Source organism: Diaphorobacter sp. JS3050 (genome assembly GCF_013154915.1).
Classification (GTDB): Bacteria; Pseudomonadota; Gammaproteobacteria; order Burkholderiales; family Burkholderiaceae_C; genus Diaphorobacter; species Diaphorobacter nitroreducens.
This window is the reverse complement of the sequence record NZ_CP053553.1, coordinates 2634367-2650885: the sequence shown is the minus strand read 5'-3', so window position 1 is coordinate 2650885 and position 16519 is coordinate 2634367. Positions and strand designations below refer to the sequence as shown.

Below are 16519 nucleotides of genomic sequence, written 5' to 3'. Positions count from 1 at the left end.
CCGAGGCCGTGCAGTGCAGGCAGTTCAGTGCATGTAGTTGCCGTCGGGCCCGATCACGGCAATGTCCACGTAGCTGGAGCCATTGCGATTCTGCGCACTGTACTGGTAGGTGTAGCCGCCCAGGTCCACCTTGTGCAGTCCTTCCAGGGTCGCCGCCAGCGATGCGCCCGTCACCGAAGGGCCCGCGGCGCGCAGGCCTTCAATGAGGATGCGCGCGTCCAGGTAGCCCCTGAAGCGGTCGTAGTCCACGGGGTGGCCGTGGCGCTTCATGGACGCCTGGAACTCGCGTGCCACGGCGGTGGTCAGCCGCGTGGGCGGCGGCGTGGTGCGCGCCACGGCCAGCCCGCGCGCGTCACTGCCCAGCGCGCGGATGACCTGCGCACCCGCGCCCAGCGACAGCGTGTACACCGGCACGCCCAGGTGCGCCTTGTTGGCGCGCACGTAGGCCACCACGGGCGGGCCCGCGGCAATCATCACCACGGCTTGCGGCCGCAGGGCCGCCAGGGCCTTGGCGGCGGCCTCGGCGTCCTGGCCGCTGCTGTGCATGGCATGGGCGCCCACGAAGGTGCCGCCCTCGGCCGTGATGGCCTTCTCGACCAGGGGCAGGGCGAGCTTGCCGAAGTCGTTGTTCTCGTAGGCGACGCCGATGCGCGTGGTCTGAATGGCCACGAGGTTGCGCACGATCTTCACCAGCTCGTCCGCGTAGCTGGCGCTGGTGGTGAACAGGTAGGGGCTGCGCGCGCCGTGCACTGCGGGGCTGCCGGTGTAGACGGCCACCAGCGGCGTGCGCGCCTGCGCCAGGTAGGGCAGCAGCGCCAGCACCTGCGAGGTGCCGGCCTGGCCGAACAGCGCGATCACGCCGCTGTCCTGCACGAGTCTGCGCGCGTTGTCCAGGGCAAGCGCAGCGTCGAACTTGTCGTCCAGGGACACGAGCTGCACCTTGCGCCCTGTGACGCCGCCGGCCTCGTTGAAGTCCGCCAGGGCGGCTTCCTGCCCCTCGTGCACCGGCGTGAGGAACGGCGCCATGGGGCCCGACAGTGCCGAGGAGCGCCCGATGAGGATGGCTGCCTTGGCGTCTGCCGAGCGCTGCTGGGCCAGCGCCGGCCACGCGAGCGCACAGGCACTTGCGCACAGCGATTGCAGCAGCCGCCTGCGCGGCGCACAAGGGTGGACGATGAACGGCGTGGTCATGGGAGCTCCCTGCTTTTTGTATTGGGCTGGCGCTGCACCGCCATGGGCAGCGCAGGGGCCATGCTAGGAACGCCGGCGCACGCGCCCACTGGGGGAAACCAAGAAACCGTGACGCGGGTGTGACACGGGGCGTGGCGGGTGAAGGCACGTGCTCCGGCCTCGCACGGTCGGCGTAAACACGCTCTAATACCGCCATGCACCTTCCCGCGCACCAACTCAGCATGACCGTGCTCATGTCGCCCGACATGGCCAACTTCTCCGGCAACGTCCACGGCGGCGCCATCCTCAAGCTGCTGGACCAGGTGGCCTATGCCTGCGCCAGCCGCTATTCGGGCAGCTACGTGGTCACGCTGAGCGTGGACCAGGTGATGTTCCTGCAGCCCATCCACGTGGGCGAACTGGTGACCTTCCTGGCCAGCGTCAACCACACGGGCACATCGTCCATGGAGATCGGCATCAAGGTGGTGGCCGAGAACATCCGCACCCAGGTGGTGCGGCATGTGAACAGCTGTTTCTTCTCGATGGTGGCGGTGGACGATGCGGGCAAACCCACCCCCGTGCCGCCGCTGGCTCCCACCAGCTACGACGAGCGCCGCCGCTGGGAGGCCGCGCTGCTGCGCAAGGCCCTGCGCAAGGAACAGGCCGAGCGCTTCGCGCAGATCCGCCAGGCGGCGCAGGCCAGCGCCGCCGGCTGAGCGGTCACACCGCCCGGCTGCGCGTGCCTGCTACCGGGGCTGCATCTTCGCCGTGCGCCACGGCCTGGATGCCGCGCACCACGTCGCCGATCACGATCACCGAGGGGCTGGCCAGCCCCTCGCGGGTGATGGTGGACTGCAACTGGCCCAGCGTGGTCACCGCGTGGCGCTGCTGCGGCAGGCTCACATGCTGGATCACCACCGCCGGCGTGTGCGCAGGCAGGCCGGTGAGCAGTTCCTCCTGGATGTGGGCGCAGCCGGTCACGCCCATGTAGATCACCAGGGTCAGGCGTGCATCGCGCGCGGTGGCGGCCAGCTGGCGCCAGTCGGTGCCTTGGTTCCCAGGCTTGTTGTGGCCCGTGATGAAGACCACGCCGTGCGCATGTTCGCGGTGGGTGAGCGGCGCGCCCAGCTGCGTCATGCCCGCCAGGCCGGCGGTGATGCCATTGACCACCTGCACCGGCACGCCCGCCGCGCGCAGGTGCTCCACCTCTTCGCCGCCCCGCCCAAAGATGAACGGGTCGCCGCCCTTCAGGCGCACCACGGTCTCGCCCTCCTGCACGGCGGTGAGCATGAGCTTTTCGATGAACGCCTGGGGCGTGCTCTTGCAGCCGCCGCGCTTGCCCACATGCACGACGCGGGCGCCGGGGCGGGCCAGGGCGACGATGGCGTCGCTCACCAGGTCGTCCACCAGCAGCACGGTGGCGGCCTGGATGGCCTTCACCGCCTTGAGGGTGAGCAGCTCGGGGTCGCCGGGGCCGGCGCCCACCAGGGTGCAGCTGCCTGCATGGGCTGGAAGAGAAGGTGTGGTCATGACGAGGCCTGTGCAGTGATTTGACGGCTCAAGTGCAAGATATGTTCCACCTGCTGGCGCAGGGCAGGGGGCACGGGCGCATCGCCCGCCAGCACGCGCCGGGTATAGGCGGCGGTGGTGGCCACGTCGATCTCGGTCGGCAGGCCGGGCACTTCGGCGGCCGTGCCGGGCTGCTGGTCTTGCAGCAGTTGGTGCGCGCCGCCAATGAAGGCGTCGTAGCGCGGCGTGCGGCGCGGGTCGGCCGCCACCTCGCCCTCCAGCCCGCGCGACAGCAGGGCGTGCGCGCCCAGCGTGGCAAAGGTGCCGCTCAGGATGTCGAAATATTCGGGGTGTGTGAAGCTGCTCACCACCAGCGCCGGGCCGGCGCAGGGGTTCATCAGCTTGGCCACGCTGTGCCCCGGTGTGCGCAGGCCGATCACCTCGCGCACCGCCAGCAGGCGCGCCAGCCCGGGCAGCAGCACCGCGGTGCCGATGTGCGCCACGCTGCCGGGTGCTATGGATCGAGGAGCTGTTAGCGCAGGTATATCCAGCGCTTCAAGCACATCTGATGCCAGAACGCGGCGCGCCTCGGTGCGCATGCCGTGCAGCAGCACGGGCAGGCCTTCGCGCGCCAGCAGCAGAGCCAGCAGCGGCGTGAGCACGGGCAGCTTGCGCGCGCCGTTGTAGCTGGGCAGCACGATGAGCGGCTGCCCGTCCGCACAGGCCGGTATGGCGGCCATGCGCGCATGCACCGCGTCCAGCAGGCCGCACATTTCCTCGGCGGTCTCGCCCTTGATGCGCATGGCCACGCAGAAGGCGCCGATCTCCAGATCGGTCACCTGGCCGTCGAGCACTTGCCCGAACAGGTCGGCGGCTTGCGCGCGGTCCAGCGCCTTGGCGCCGCGTGCGCCGCGGCCGATTTCCTTGATGTAGTGGCTGATGCCCATGGGGTATTGGCTGGCGGGTGGGACGAGTGGTGTCCATTCTGCGGCATGTCTGATAACCGCCTGTTATATGCGTGCGGCGGATTGCGTGCCGCGTCACGCTGCCTGCACCGCAGTGGTGCCTATGCCCGCGACCGCCGCCTGCACCATGCGCTTGAGCTCGGGCACGCAGGAGCCGCATTGCGTGCCGCAGCGCAGCGCGCCCTGCAACTGCGCCAGGCGCTCGGCCGGGCTGCCCTGGCACTGGCCCAGGCGCTCGGTGATGTCGGTATCGGTCACGTTCAGGCAGACGCACACCCGCTTGCCGCGTGCGGCTACGGCCACGGGCGGCTGTTGGGTGGGCAGCAGCAGCAACCGGCCATAGGTCTGCACGGGCAGTTCTTCCTGCAGCAGCGTGCGCAGCCAGCCGCCAGCGCTGCCATTGCCGGCCAGCAGCAGTGCGTCCAAAGTGGTGCGGCCGTCGGCCTGGCGCTGCAGGCGCGCGGCGCGGTGCTGGGCGCGGCGGCGGTCGGCGTAGCGCAGCGTGCCAGGCCCGTCCAGGTGCAGCAGGTGCTCGATGCGCGCGAGCAGGGCCGGTGGCGGCGCCTCGTGCGCGGCACCGCGCAGCAGAACGCCCGTGCGCGCGGGACCTGCCGCCGGCGCGGCGCCGCTGAAGGGCACGCAGTGGGCGAAGGGCAGTTCGGGCATCAGCGCGGCCAGGGCCTCGCGCGCGGCCAGGGCTTCATCTTCGGGCAGCCAGGCCATGGCCAGCAGCGTCCAGGGCAACTCGGCCTTGAGCACCTTCACCGCCGCGTGCTTGAGCTCCGGCTGTTTGGAGCCAGGGCAGAAGGCCGGCGTGGTGAGCGCGTTCACGCCCGCCAGCGGCCGGCCCGTGCTGGAGCGCCCGCCCAGGTATTCGCCGCCCCAGTGCATGGCCATGAAGGCCTGCCCGGGTGCCAGTGTGTCGTCGGCCTGCACGGGCGCGATGATGGAGCCGCGCGCGCTGGTCACATGCGCCAGGTCGCCAGCGGCCAGCTGCAGGCGCTGCAGGTCCTGCGGGTGCATCTGCAGCGCGGGCTCGGACGCGTGGCCGAACAGCCGCCCCAGCGTGCCGGTGCGGCTCATGCCGTGCCACTGGTCGCGCAGGCGTCCCGTGGTCAGGCTGAACGGGTAGCGCGCGCTGGGCGGCTCGGCCAGGGGCTGCCAGGCCGTGGGGACGAAGCGCGCACGCCCGTCGGGAGTGGGAAAGACGCCGTCCGCATACAGGCGCGCGCGGCCCGTGCGGGCGCCGCTCGGGTAGGGCCACTGCTGCGGCCCGTCGGCCTCCAGCGCGGCCCAGGTCAGGCCGGTGATGTCCAGGTCGCGCCCGCGCGTGGTCTCGCGGTGTTCGTTCCAGATGGCCTCGGCGCAGGCCTGCGCCGTGTCGCCGGTGTAGGGGAACAGCGTGGGCTGGCCGGGGCGCAGGTGCCTCTCCAGCCGCTGCGCCAGCGCCAGCGCGATCTGCCAGTCGTGCCGCGCGCCGCCGGGTGCGGCCACTGCCGCGCGCACGCGGCTGATGCGGCGCTCGCTGTTGGTGACGGTGCCGGTCTTTTCGCCCCAGGTGGTGGCGGGCAGCAGCAGGTCGGCGTACTGCGCGGTGGCGGTGGTGGCGAAGGCCTCTTGCACCACCACAAACTCGGCGCGCTGCAGGGCGCGGCGCACGGTGGTCTGGTCGGGCAGGCTCTGCGCGGGGTTGGTGCAGGCGATCCACAGCGCCTTGATCTCGCCGTCGGCCGCGGCCTGGAACATTTCCACCGCGGTCTTGCCGGGCCGCGCGGGCACCGACTCCACACCCCACAGCCGGGCCACTTCGGCGCGGTGGTCGGGGTTGGCCATGTCGCGGTGCGCGGGCAGCAGGTTGGCCAGGCCCCCCACCTCGCGTCCGCCCATGGCGTTGGGCTGGCCCGTCAGGCTGAAGGGGCCGGCGCCCGGTTGGCCGATCTGCCCGCAGGCCAGGTGCAGGTGGATCAGCGCGGCGTTCTTGGCCGTGCCGCTGGTGCTCTGGTTCAGGCCCTGGCAGTACAGGCTCAGCGTGGGCCGGCGCGGCCCACCCCCCGCCATGCCCTCCACGCCGGCGAACCAGCGCGCTGCGGTGGCAATGTCCTGCGGCGGCAGGCCGCAGACGGCGGCAGCGCGCTCGGGCGTGCAGTCCTGCACCACGGCCTGCAGATCGGCAAAGCCGCTGGTGTGGCGCGCGATGTAGCCCTGGTCCACCCAGCCCTCGCGCAGCATCACGTGCAGCATGGCGTTGAACAGCATCACGTCGCTGCCCGGCAGCAGGGGCAGGAACAGATCGGCCATGGCCGCGGTGTCGGTGCGGCGCGGATCGGCCACGATGATCTTCATGGCCGGGTTGGCGGCGCGCGCGTCCTCGATGCGGCGAAACACGATGGGGTGCGCCCAGGCCGTGTTGCTGCCGGCGATGAACAGGCACTGCGCGTGGGCCAGGTCGTCGTAGCAGGCGGGCGGCGCGTCGGCGCCCAGCGTGGCCTTGTAGCCGGCCACGGCGCTGCTCATGCACAGGCGCGAGTTGGTGTCGATGTTGTTGGTGCCGATCAGGCCCTTGGCCAGCTTGTTGAAGACGTAGTAGTCCTCGGTGAGCAACTGGCCACTCAGGTAGAAGCCCACCGCGTCGGGGCCGTGGCGGTCGATGGTGGCGGCGAAGCGCTGCGCCGCGGTGTCGAGAGCCGCGTCCCAGTCGATGGGGTGCGCTGCCTGGCCGCGCTGCGGGCGCAGCTGGGGTTGCAGCAGCCGGGTCTGCAGTGTGACGGGCCGGCTGGCGGTGAGGTGCAGGGTGCTGCCCTTGGTGCACAGGCGGCCGAAGTTGGCGGGGTGGTGGGGGTCGCCGCGCACGCCGGTGATGGTGTCGCCGTCGGACTGGATGATCACGCCGCAGCCTACGCCGCAGTAGGGGCAGGTGGAGGGGGTTTCTTTCATGGCGTGGTTTCTTGGGGTTTTGGGGCTTTAAGGCTTGATAGGCGGGCGCGGGTAGCTATATTTTTTTGATGTCGCTGGCCGGGATGTGCGCCCGGCGGCGCACCTACCTTTCTTTGCTTCGTCAAAGAAAGGTAGGCCAAAGAAAGACGACCCTACAGGCTGCGTCCCTCCGCTTCGCTGCGGGCAACCTGCGGTGCTCGCGTCCAGCGGGGTCTCGCTCGAACTCGCGCCTTTGGCGCTCAAACAATCGCGAGCCCTGATCCGCTGGCCGCTGCGCTCCTCGGCGCATCCTGAAGGGAACCAGGAAACCGGACAGCCCATTCGGGCCATCGCTGCGCTCGGCCTGGCCTTGCGCGGCACGTTGCGCCTGCGCGGGGTCATGGTGGGTTTGCCTTGCAGCGCAGCGCGGGGCCGGCCACGGGGCGTTGCAGGTCCAGGGCGTGGTGGGCCAGCTCCTGGGCGTCCAGGTAGACGGTGCCGGCTTCCACCTTGACCTGAAAGCGCGGCGTGCAGCCTTCGTCGGGGGCGGCGGCCTGGCCGTCGCACAGGCCGATGGTCCAGTTGTGCAGCGGGCAGGCCACGCTGTTGCCGAAGACGATGCCCTGGCTCAAGGGGCCGCCCTTGTGGGGGCAGCGGTCGAGCAGGGCGAACACGCCGCCGGCGTCGTTGCGGAAGACGGCCACGTCCATGCCGTGCGGGCGGGCCACGCGGCGCGCGCCGAGCACGGGGATGTCGTCCAGGGAGCAGATCGGGGTCCAGGTGGTCATAGCTATTCCTTTAGGAGCTGTTGGCGCTTGCTGGCAGGGCGTGACAGGCACTTTTGACTGAAACTCATGCCAACGTTCATGCGGGGATCGGCGTGATCGGGATGAACTGGCGCCGGTCCACCGCTGCCGGCTCGAACTCGAACCACGGGTCGGGCTCGCCCGCCAGCGCGTCCTGCAGCTCGCGCCACAGCGCCTGGCGGCCGGGGGCATCTTGGAGTACGCGGCGCTTGACGTAGTCCAATCCCACGCGGGCGACGAAATGCACCGTGCGCTCCAGGTACCAGCCCTCCAGGCGGTACAGCTGCATGAAGGCGCCCGTGTACTCCAGCACCTCCTCGGCGGTCTTGAGCTTGGTGAAGAACTGCGCCACCTCGGTCTTGATGCCGCCGTTGCCGGCCACGTACATCTCCCAGCCCGAGTCCACGCCGATGATCCCCACGTCCTTGATGCCGCTCTCGGCGCAGTTGCGCGGGCAGCCGCTGACGGCGAACTTGACCTTGTGCGGCGCGTACATGCCCACGAAGGCGTGCTCCAGGTCCTTGCCGAGCTGCGTGCTGTCCTGCGTGCCCATGCGGCACCACTCGCTGCCCACGCAGGTCTTCACGGTGCGCAGCGCCTTGGCGTAGGCGTGGCCGCAGGGCATGCCGATGTCGCGCCAGACGTTGACCAGGTCTTCCTTTTTCACGCCCAGCAGGTCGATGCGCTGGCCGCCCGTGACCTTCACCGTGGGGATCTGGTACTTGTCCACCACGTCGGCGATGCGGCGCAGTTCGGCGGCACTGGTCTCGCCGCCCCACATGCGCGGCACCACGCTGTAGGTGCCATCCTTCTGGATGTTGGCGTGGCTGCGCTCGTTGATGAAGCGGCTTTGCGGGTCGTCCCGCGCCTCCTTGGGCCAAGTGCTGATGAGGTAGTAGTTCACGGCCGGGCGGCAGGTGGCGCAGCCGTTGGGCGTCTTCCACTCCAGGAAGCGAAACACGCCGTCCACGGTCAGCAGCCGGTGTGTGCGGATGGCTTCGCGCACGGCCTGGTGGCCGTGGTCGGTGCAGGCGCACACGGGCTTGGTCTTGGGCGTGGCGGAATAGTCGCCGCCCGCAGTGGCCATGAGGATCTGCTCCACCAGCCCGGTGCACGAGCCGCAGCTGGCGCTGGCCTTGGTGTGCTTGCGCACCTCGTCCAGCGTGAACAGGCCCTTGTCCTTGATCGCCTTGCAGATCTGGCCCTTGGTCACGCCGTTGCAGCCGCAGACCTCGTCGCTGTCGGCCATGGCGGCGGCCTTGTTCTGGCCCTGATGGCCCGCGTCGCCCAGGTGCGATTCGCCGAACATGAGCCGGTCGCGGATGTCGGCCACGCTGCGGCCGTCGCGCAGCAGCTTGAAGTACCAGCTGCCGTCCACCGTGTCGCCATAGAGGCAGGCGCCCACGAGCCGGTCGTCCTTGAGCACCAGCTTCTTGTACACACCGCCGCCCTCGGCATGCGGGTCGCTGAGCACGATTTCCTCCGTGCCCTCGCCGCCCTGGAAGTCGCCGGCGGAAAACAGGTCGATGCCCGTGACCTTGAGCTTGGTGGAGGTGAGCGAGCCCTGGTAGCGCCCGATACCCCATTCCGCCAGGTGGTTGGCCAGCACCTTGCCCTGCTCGAACAGCGGCGCCACCAGCCCGTAGGCGATGCCGCGGTGCGCCGCGCATTCGCCCACGGCGTAGATGCGCGGGTCGGTCACGGTCTGCAGCGTGTCGCTGACGACGATGCCGCGGTTGACGTGCAGGTGCATCTGCTCGGCCAGGGCCGTGTTGGGGCGGATGCCCACGGCCATCACCACGAGCTGGGCGGGCACCTCGCTGCCGTCCTTGAAGCGCACCGCGGCCACGCGGCCGTCGCCGCCGGCTACCAGTTCCTGCGTTTGGGCCTGCATCAGGAACTGCATGCCGCGCTCGGCCAGCGACTGCTGCAGCAGCTTGCCCGCCACGTCGTCAAGCTGGCGCTCCATGAGCCATTCGCCCGCATGCACCACGGTGACCTGCATGCCGCGCTTCATGAGGCCGTTGGCCGCCTCCAGGCCCAGCAGGCCGCCGCCGATCACCACGGCGTGCTTGTAGCTGGCGGCAGCGTCGATCATGGCCTGCGTGTCCGCGATGTCGCGGTAGGCCAGCACGCCGGGCAGCTCACGGCCCGGAATGGGCAGCATGAACGGGTTGGAGCCCGTGGCGAGGATCAGCCGGTCGTAGGGGGCCTCGACGGTGCGGCCGTCCTGCGCCACGCCATGCACGGTGCGCCGCGTGCGGTCCACGTGGGTCACGGTGCACCCCGCGTGCAGCGTGATGTGGTGGTCCGCATACCAGGACCAGTCGTTGAGGACGATCTCCTCCAGCGTCTGCTCGCCCGCCAGCACGGGCGACAGCAGGATGCGGTTGTAGTTGGGGTGCGGCTCGGCGCCGAACACCGTGATGTCGTAGAGGTCGGGCGCGATCTTGAGCAGCTCTTCCAGCGCGCGCACGCCTGCCATGCCATTGCCCACCATCACCAGCCTGGATTGCTTCACCATCGTCTCCCCGGCGGGAATGCCCCGCGCAGCCACATCAACAAAAAAGGCGTCCGCACGCCGCACCGGGCAGGGGCCTGGTTGCGGGTGGGGACGCCTTCGTCCCGCGAGCCCTGCCTCCGCCGTTGGAGAGGGCACGCGCTGCGGCCTACCGTGGCCGCGCTGGCTTCAATGCAATGGGCGTGCCAGGGTGCGGCGGGGTGAGAGGTGTGCGCTCATGGGTTGGGATGAATAGTCCGCTATCGCTTGATGGACAAGTGCGAGCAGCTATGGTTTTAGGAGCAATCGCGCGCTTGGGCGGGCGTGGCGGGCTGCGCACCGCCGTGGTGCAAGTGGCGGCGCGATGGTGCGAGCGCTGGCGTCCTGATTGCGCCCGGACCTCGTAGGGGATGTTGTGCCGGTGGCACGGCCCCTGCGTGCGCGCCCGGTGCACCGCAATTGAACAAAAACAGCGTCCAGCGCTTGCCCCTCAAGCGCTGCCAGCGATGGAATCAGGAGCCGCCTGCCGGCGGTGGTGTTGGGTCCGTCCAGGCGCCGCCCAGCACCTTGTAGAGCGTCACGCGGTTGACCTGCTCGGCCAGTTGCAGCGTGATCTGCGCCTGCTGTGCGGCATACAGCGTGCGCTGCGCGTCCAGCACGGCGAGGTAGTTGTCCGCACCGAGGCGAAAGCGTGCGTCCGACAGCTGCAGCGTGCGCTGTGTGGCCTGCACCAGCGAGCCCTGCGCCTGCAGGCGCTCGGTGAGCGTGGCGCGCTCGGCCAGCGCGTCGGCCACCTCGCGGAAGGCGGTCTGGATGGCCTTCTCGTACTGGGCCACGGCGGTGTCGCGCGTCACCTCGGCCACGCGCAGGTTGGCCTGGTTGCGGCCGGCGTCGAAGATCGGCAGGCGGATCTGCGGCGCGAACGCCCAGGTGCCGTTGCCGCCCTCGAACAGGCCCGACAGCGCATTGCTGGCCGTGCCCACCGAGGCCGTGAGCGTGATCGACGGAAAGAACGCCGCGCGGGCCGCGCCGATATTGGCCGTGGCGCCCTGCAGTGCATGCTCGGCCGCGCGCACGTCGGGGCGGCGCAGCAGCACGCTGGACGGAACGTCTGCAGGCACGGCCAGCAGCGCCGTTGCGGGCGCCGCGGGATCGGCCAGCGCGGGGACGGGGGACCGGGGGGCAGGACTGTTCGCAGTACCGGTGCCGGGAGAGGGCTGGGTTGCAGCCGTGGCCGGGCCCGCCATGGCCGTGACCGGCATGGCCGTTTCCACGGTGGCCACGCTGGCGGGCAACAACGCTGGGGGCACGGGCGATCCCACCAGCAGGGCCAGGGCGTTGCGGCTGCGCGCCAGCTGCGAGACGAAGGCGGCCGCATCCACGCGTGCAGTGTCGGCCGCCGACTGGGCCTGCGCCAGCACCAGGCCCGAGCTGGCGCCCAGTTCATGGCTGCGCTGCGTGAGTTCCAGGGCCTGCTGGCGCGTGCGCAGGGTCTCGCGTGCCAGTTGCAGGCGGCGCGCGTCGGCGTCCAGCGTGAGCCAGGCGCCGATCACCTCGGCCACCAGGCTGAGCTGCACGCTGCGGCGGTTCTCCGCCACGCGCAGGAACTCCTGCAGCGCGGCATCGTTCAGGTTGCGCACGCGGCCGAAGAAGTCGATCTCGTAGCTGCTGAAGCCCAGTGTGGCGCTGTACTGGCTGGTGGTGTTGGAGCGGCCCGCGGCGGTCAGGTCGTCGGCGGTGCGGCTGCGGTTGCCCGCGCCGGCCGCGTTCACCGTGGGAAAGCGGTCGGCCTGCACCACGCCGTACTGCGCGCGGGCCTTGTCGATGGCCAGTACCGCCACGCGCAGGTCGCGGTTGTTCGCCAGGGCCTGTTCCACCACCGTGCGCAGGCGGGCGTCCTGCACGAAGTCTTGCCAGGCCATGGGGCCGCCGTCCGGCAGCGCCACGGCGCCGGCGGTCGGTGGCTGGGGCAGGGGCGATGCCACCGTGTCCGGCACGGGCAGCGGCGGCGCTTCGTAGCGTGGCGCCAGGTTGCAGCCGGCCAGCAGGGCGCAGGCCAGGGCGGCGGTCACAGGCGTGAAGGGATGGGGGCGCGTCATGCGGCACTCTCCGGATGGATGGGGGCAGGCTGGGCCGCGTCTTCCTGGCGCGAGCGGCTCTTGAACCAGCTGCGGATCAGCAGGAAAAACACCGGCACCATGAAGATGCCCAGCACCGTGGAGGCCACGGTGCCGCCCAGCACGGCCGTGCCGATGGCATTGCGCCCGCCTGCGCCGGCGCCCGTGCCCAGGGCCAGCGGCACCACGCCGAAGCCAAAGGCCAGCGAGGTCATGAGGATGGGGCGCAGGCGCATGCGCACGGCTTCCAGCGTGGCATCCAGCAGCTTGCGGCCCTGTTCCTGCAACTGCACGGCAAACTCGACGATCAGGATGGCGTTCTTGGAGGCCAGACCCACCGTGGTGATCAGGCCGACCTGGAAGTACACGTCGTTGGCCAGGCCCCGCGTCCAGGTCGCCAGCAGCGCGCCCAGCACGCCCAGCGGCACGGCCAGCATCACCGACAGGGGCACGGTCCAGCTCTCGTACAGCGCGGCCAGGCACAGGAACACGAACAGGATCGAGATGGCGTACAGCAGCGGCGCCTGCGCGCCCGACTGGCGCTCCTGCAGCGAGGCGCCCGTCCATTCGTACGCAATGCCGGGGGGCAGGCCCTTCAGGATGTCCTCCACGATCTTCATGGCCACGCCCGAGCTGACGCCCGGCGCGGCGCTGCCCACCATCTCATAGGCGGGCGCGCCGTTGTAGCGCATGAGCTGCGGCGAGCCATAGGCCCAGTGGGCCTTGGAGAAGGTGCCGAACGGCACCATCTCGCCGTTCTTGTTGCGCACGGTCCACTTGCCGATGTCCTGCGGCAGCATGCGGTGCGGCGCGTCGCCCTGGATGTAGACGCGCTTGACGCGGCCGTTGTTCAGAAAGTCGTTCACGTAGGTGCCGCCCATGCCGCTGGAGAGCACGCTGTTGATGGCGTCGTAGCTCAGGCCCAGCGCGGCGGCCTTGCGGTCGTCGATGTCCAGGCGCAGCTCGGTGGCGTCGTCCAGGTTGGTGGTGCGCAGGTTGGTCAGCTCGGGGTGCTTGCGCGCCTCGGCCAGGAACCGGTCCTTGGCGGCCAGCAGCGCCTCGTGCCCCAGGCCGTTGATGTCCTTGAGCATGAAGTTGAAGCCCGCGTTGGAGCCCAGGCCGCGCACGGCCGGCGGCTGCGACACGAAGATGCGCGCGTCGCGGATCTTGGCCAGATCCTGGGTGGCGCGGTGGGCGATGGCCGCCGCGGACTGGCTGGCCAGCGGCCGCTGGTCCCAGGGCTTGAGGCGGATGAATGCGCGCGCCGAGCTCTGGTCGCCGTTCAGGCCTGAGACCTGGTTGAAGCTGATGACCTCGGGCACGTCCTTGAAGTACAGATTCACCTGGTCCAGCACGTCCTGCAGTCGCGCGTCGGTGGCTCCAGCGGGCAGGTTGACGTTGGCCAGGATGTAGCCCTGGTCTTCATCGGGCAGGAAGGCCGTCGGCACGCGGCCGATGATCCACCACACGGCCAGGCAGATGGCGGCAAAGATCAGCAGCATGCGCTTGGCGCGGTGCAGCATCCAGCGCACGCCGCGCTGGTAGCGCAGCGTGTTGGTCTCGAAGTGGCGGTTGAACCAGAGGAAGAAGCGGTCGTTCAGCCCCAGCAGGCCGCGGCGCACCTGCGGGTCCTTGCCCAGGTGGGCGGACGGCTTGAGGATGCTGGCGCACAGCGCCGGCGTGAGCGTGAGCGCCACCAGCACCGACAGCGCCATCGCCGCCACGATGGTGATGGAGAACTGCCGGTAGATCACCCCCGTGGAGCCGCCGAAGAACGCCATCGGCACGAACACCGCCGACAGCGTGAGGCCGATGCCCACCAGCGCGGGCGTGATCTCGCGCATCGAGTGGCGCGTGGCCTCTTTGGGCGAGAGGCCCGACTCGTGCATCACGCGCTCGACGTTCTCCACCACCACGATGGCGTCGTCCACCAGCAGGCCGATGGCCAGCACCAGCGCGAACATGGTCAGCGTGTTGATCGAGTAACCCGCCGCGGCCAGCACGCCGAAGGTGCCCAGCAGCACCACTGGCACGGCGATCGCAGGGATCAGCGTGGCGCGGAAGTTCTGCAGGAAGATGAACATCACGATCACCACCAGCACCATGGCCTCGCCCAGCGCGGTGGCCACTTCGCGGATCGAGGCGCGCACGAAGGGCGTGGAGTCGGAGCTGACGAAATAGTCGATCTGGTTGGGGAAGTAGGGCTTGAGCTCCGCCAGCTTGGCGGCCACGGCGTCCGACACCGCCATGGCGTTGGCGCCGTCGGCCAGCACGATGCCCATGCCCGCGCCCGGGCGGCCGTTGAGCTTGGCCTTGACCGACAGGTTATCGGGGCCCAGTTCCACGCGCGCGACGTCCTTCACCGTGACCACCGAACCGTCGGTGGCGGTCTTGAGCACGATGTCCTCGAACTCCTGCACCGTCTGCAGCTTGGTGCGCGCGGTGATGGTGGCGTTGAGCTGCTGGTCGGGCACGGCGGGCAGCGCGCCGAGCTGGCCCGCCGAGACCTGTGCGTTCTGCGCGTTCAGCGCGCTGATCAGGTCCGACGGCATGAGCTGGAATTTCTCCATCTTGGCCGGGTCCATCCACAGGCGCATGGCGTAGAAGGTGCCGAACACGCGAATGTCGCCCACACCGTCCAGGCGGCCGATCACGTCCACGAGGTTGGAGTTCAGGTAGTCCCCGATGTCCACCGCGCTCATGTTCGGGTCGCCCGAGAAGAAGCTGTAGGTGACCAGGTAGTCCTGCCCGCCCTTGTTGACGAACACGCCCCGGCTCTTCACGGCATCGGGCAGGCGGTTCATGGCCGACTGCAGCTTGTTCTGCACCTGCACCTGGGCCACGTCGATGTTCGTGCCCGGCGCAAACGTGAGGGTGGTGGCCGAGCGGCCCGACGCATCCGACGTCGAGCCCATGTAGATCATGTTGTCGATGCCCTTGAGCTGCTGCTCAATGATCTGCGTGACCGAGTTTTCCACGGTCTCGGCCGAGGCGCCCGTGTACTGCGCGGAGATGGTCACGCGCGGCGGCGCGATGTCGGGGTACTGCTCCAGCGGCAGCGTGAAGATCGCCAGGCCGCCCGCCAGCATGATGATGATGGACAGCACCCACGCGAAGATGGGGCGGTTGATGAAGAACTGGGCCATGTGCGCCTGACCTCGTGCTCAGCGGGATGCGCCGGGGCGGGCGGTGATGTCCACGCTCTGGCCCGCCGCGGGGGGGGCGCTGGCGGCGGGTGCTGGCGCCGCGGCGGCCGGGCCCTTCTTGGTGTTCAGGTCCACCACCTGGGGCGCCACCTTGTTGCCGGGCTTGATGCGTTGAAAGCCATCCACCACCAGGCGCTCGCCGGGTTGCAGGCCGCTGTCCACCAGCCAGCGGTTGCCCAAGGCACGCGCCAGTTCCACGGGGCGTTTCTCGACCACGTTGTCGGCGTTAACCACCAGCACGCTGGCGCGGCCCGTCAGGTCGCGGTTCACGGACTGCTGCGGGATCAGCAGCGCGTCGCTGGCCAGGCCCGTGGGCAGCAGCGCCTGCACATACATGCCGGGCATGAGCACGCCGTCGGGGTTGGGCACCACGGCGCGCAGCGTCACCGTGCCTGTGGTGTCGTTGACGATCACGCCGGCGAACTGCAGCCGGCCCTCGTGCGGGTAGTCGCTGCCGTCGTCCAGCCGGATGCGCACGCGCATCTGGTTGCCGTCCACCTTCTGGTAGCGGCCGGCCTCCCAGTCGCGCTTGAGCTGTACCAGCTCGGTGCTGGACTGGGTGAAGTCCACGTACATCGGGTCCATCTGCACGATGGTGGTGAGCGCATTGGCCTGGTTGGCCGTCACCAGCGCGCCAGGGGTGACGCTGGACAGGCTGATGCGTCCGGCGATGGGCGCCTCGATGCGGCTGTAGCGCAGGTTGATGCGCGCCGTCTCCAGGTTGGCGCGGGCCACGCCCACGTCGGCGCGGGCCTGCGCGGCCGCGGCCTGGCTCTCGTCATGGGCCTGGCGGCTGATGGCGTCGATCTTGACCAGTTCGGCATTGCGGCGCGCATTGGCCTCCTGCGTGCGCGCCGTGGCCTCGGCGCGGGCCAGGGTGGCCTCGGCGCTGGCCTCGGTGGCGCGCAGCGGGCGGTCGTCGATCTGGTACAGCGGCTGGCCCTTGCGCACCAGCGCACCCTCGGTGAACAGGCGCTGCTGCACGATGCCCGAGACCTGGGGGCGCACCTCGGCGGTCAGGTAGGCGCGGGTGCGGCCGGGCAAGGTGGCGTCCAGTTGCTGCGCGCGCGTTTGCAGGGTGACCACGCCCACGGCGGCGGGGCCCTGTGGCTCGGTGGCTGGCGCGTCCTTGCCGCCACAGGCCGCCAGGCCCAGCGCCAGGGCCAGGCCAGCCAGCCGCTGCGCGAGCGCGCCGTGACGGGCCGCAGAGGTGCACGAGGGGGAAAAAGCGGGTGAAGCGGAAAGACGGGGGGCGCGGGCGGGGCGCTCAATGGGCGCGGGTGTCGTCGCGTGGATCATGGGGCGAAGGCGCAAGGTCTGGAAAGGGTGGCGC

At 70.1% G+C, this 16519-nt stretch carries 10 protein-coding genes; 1 reads left to right on the top strand and 9 read right to left on the bottom strand.

All coding sequences use genetic code 11. The features are described 5' to 3' along the window. Positions 1–24 precede the first annotated feature (24 nt). Positions 25–1191: an ABC transporter substrate-binding protein gene (locus HND92_RS12720; RefSeq protein WP_172207382.1), complete on the bottom strand. Its 1167-nt coding sequence runs from the start codon at positions 1189–1191 to the stop codon at positions 25–27. 194 nt (positions 1192–1385) lie between these two features. Between HND92_RS12720 and HND92_RS12715 the strand changes: the two genes are divergently transcribed. After that, positions 1386–1886 (top strand): acyl-CoA thioesterase, encoded by a 501-nt coding sequence (locus HND92_RS12715; RefSeq protein WP_011806000.1) that lies wholly within the window; start codon positions 1386–1388, stop codon positions 1884–1886. A gap of 4 nt (positions 1887–1890) precedes the next feature. Here HND92_RS12715 and cobA read toward each other — a convergent pair whose 3' ends face one another. From cobA to HND92_RS12675, 8 genes are all read right to left on the bottom strand, one after another. Next, the gene (gene cobA, locus HND92_RS12710; protein ID WP_011805999.1) at positions 1891–2700 is read right to left on the bottom strand and encodes a uroporphyrinogen-III C-methyltransferase; all 810 of its coding nucleotides are present in this window, start codon (positions 2698–2700) and stop codon (positions 1891–1893) included. Beyond that, positions 2697–3626, bottom strand: coding sequence for a DNA-binding protein YbiB (gene ybiB, locus HND92_RS12705; RefSeq protein WP_172207380.1), 930 nt, complete (start codon positions 3624–3626; stop codon positions 2697–2699). Before ybiB ends, cobA begins: the two co-directional genes overlap by 4 nt. Before the next feature lie 93 nt (positions 3627–3719). Next, positions 3720–6578: a nitrate reductase gene (locus HND92_RS12700; RefSeq protein WP_172207368.1), complete on the bottom strand. Its 2859-nt coding sequence runs from the start codon at positions 6576–6578 to the stop codon at positions 3720–3722. Positions 6579–6955: 377 nt separating this feature from the next. After that, the gene (nirD, locus tag HND92_RS12695) at positions 6956–7345 is read right to left on the bottom strand and encodes a nitrite reductase small subunit NirD (RefSeq protein WP_088886406.1); all 390 of its coding nucleotides are present in this window, start codon (positions 7343–7345) and stop codon (positions 6956–6958) included. A 76-nt stretch (positions 7346–7421) separates the two neighbouring features. Further along, positions 7422–9887 carry a nitrite reductase large subunit NirB gene (gene nirB / locus HND92_RS12690; RefSeq protein WP_011805995.1) on the bottom strand — a complete coding sequence of 822 codons (2466 nt, stop codon included), beginning with the start codon at positions 9885–9887 and terminating at the stop codon, positions 7422–7424. Positions 9888–10375: 488 nt separating this feature from the next. After that, positions 10376–11962 (bottom strand): efflux transporter outer membrane subunit, encoded by a 1587-nt coding sequence (locus HND92_RS12685; RefSeq protein WP_172207355.1) that lies wholly within the window; start codon positions 11960–11962, stop codon positions 10376–10378. Continuing rightward, the gene (locus tag HND92_RS12680; RefSeq protein WP_172207345.1) at positions 11959–15126 is read right to left on the bottom strand and encodes an efflux RND transporter permease subunit; all 3168 of its coding nucleotides are present in this window, start codon (positions 15124–15126) and stop codon (positions 11959–11961) included. The genes HND92_RS12685 and HND92_RS12680 overlap by 4 nt, the downstream gene beginning before the upstream one ends. 18 nt (positions 15127–15144) lie before the next feature. After that, complete coding sequence (locus tag HND92_RS12675) at positions 15145–16485, bottom strand: efflux RND transporter periplasmic adaptor subunit (RefSeq protein WP_172207342.1); 1341 nt, start codon at positions 16483–16485, stop codon at positions 15145–15147. Between the last annotated feature and the right edge of the window lie 34 nt (positions 16486–16519).

Coding starts and splice junctions, on each gene's coding strand:
- HND92_RS12700 (WP_172207368.1), bottom strand. CDS start 6,578: ATGAAAGAAACCCCCTCCACCTGCCCCTACTGCGGCGTAGGCTGCGGC.
- cobA (WP_011805999.1), bottom strand. CDS start 2,700: ATGACCACACCTTCTCTTCCAGCCCATGCAGGCAGCTGCACCCTGGTG.
- nirD (WP_088886406.1), bottom strand. CDS start 7,345: ATGACCACCTGGACCCCGATCTGCTCCCTGGACGACATCCCCGTGCTC.
- HND92_RS12720 (WP_172207382.1), bottom strand. CDS start 1,191: ATGACCACGCCGTTCATCGTCCACCCTTGTGCGCCGCGCAGGCGGCTG.
- nirB (WP_011805995.1), bottom strand. CDS start 9,887: ATGGTGAAGCAATCCAGGCTGGTGATGGTGGGCAATGGCATGGCAGGC.
- HND92_RS12685 (WP_172207355.1), bottom strand. CDS start 11,962: ATGACGCGCCCCCATCCCTTCACGCCTGTGACCGCCGCCCTGGCCTGC.
- ybiB (WP_172207380.1), bottom strand. CDS start 3,626: ATGGGCATCAGCCACTACATCAAGGAAATCGGCCGCGGCGCACGCGGC.
- HND92_RS12675 (WP_172207342.1), bottom strand. CDS start 16,485: ATGATCCACGCGACGACACCCGCGCCCATTGAGCGCCCCGCCCGCGCC.
- HND92_RS12715 (WP_011806000.1), top strand. CDS start 1,386: ATGCACCTTCCCGCGCACCAACTCAGCATGACCGTGCTCATGTCGCCC.
- HND92_RS12680 (WP_172207345.1), bottom strand. CDS start 15,126: ATGGCCCAGTTCTTCATCAACCGCCCCATCTTCGCGTGGGTGCTGTCC.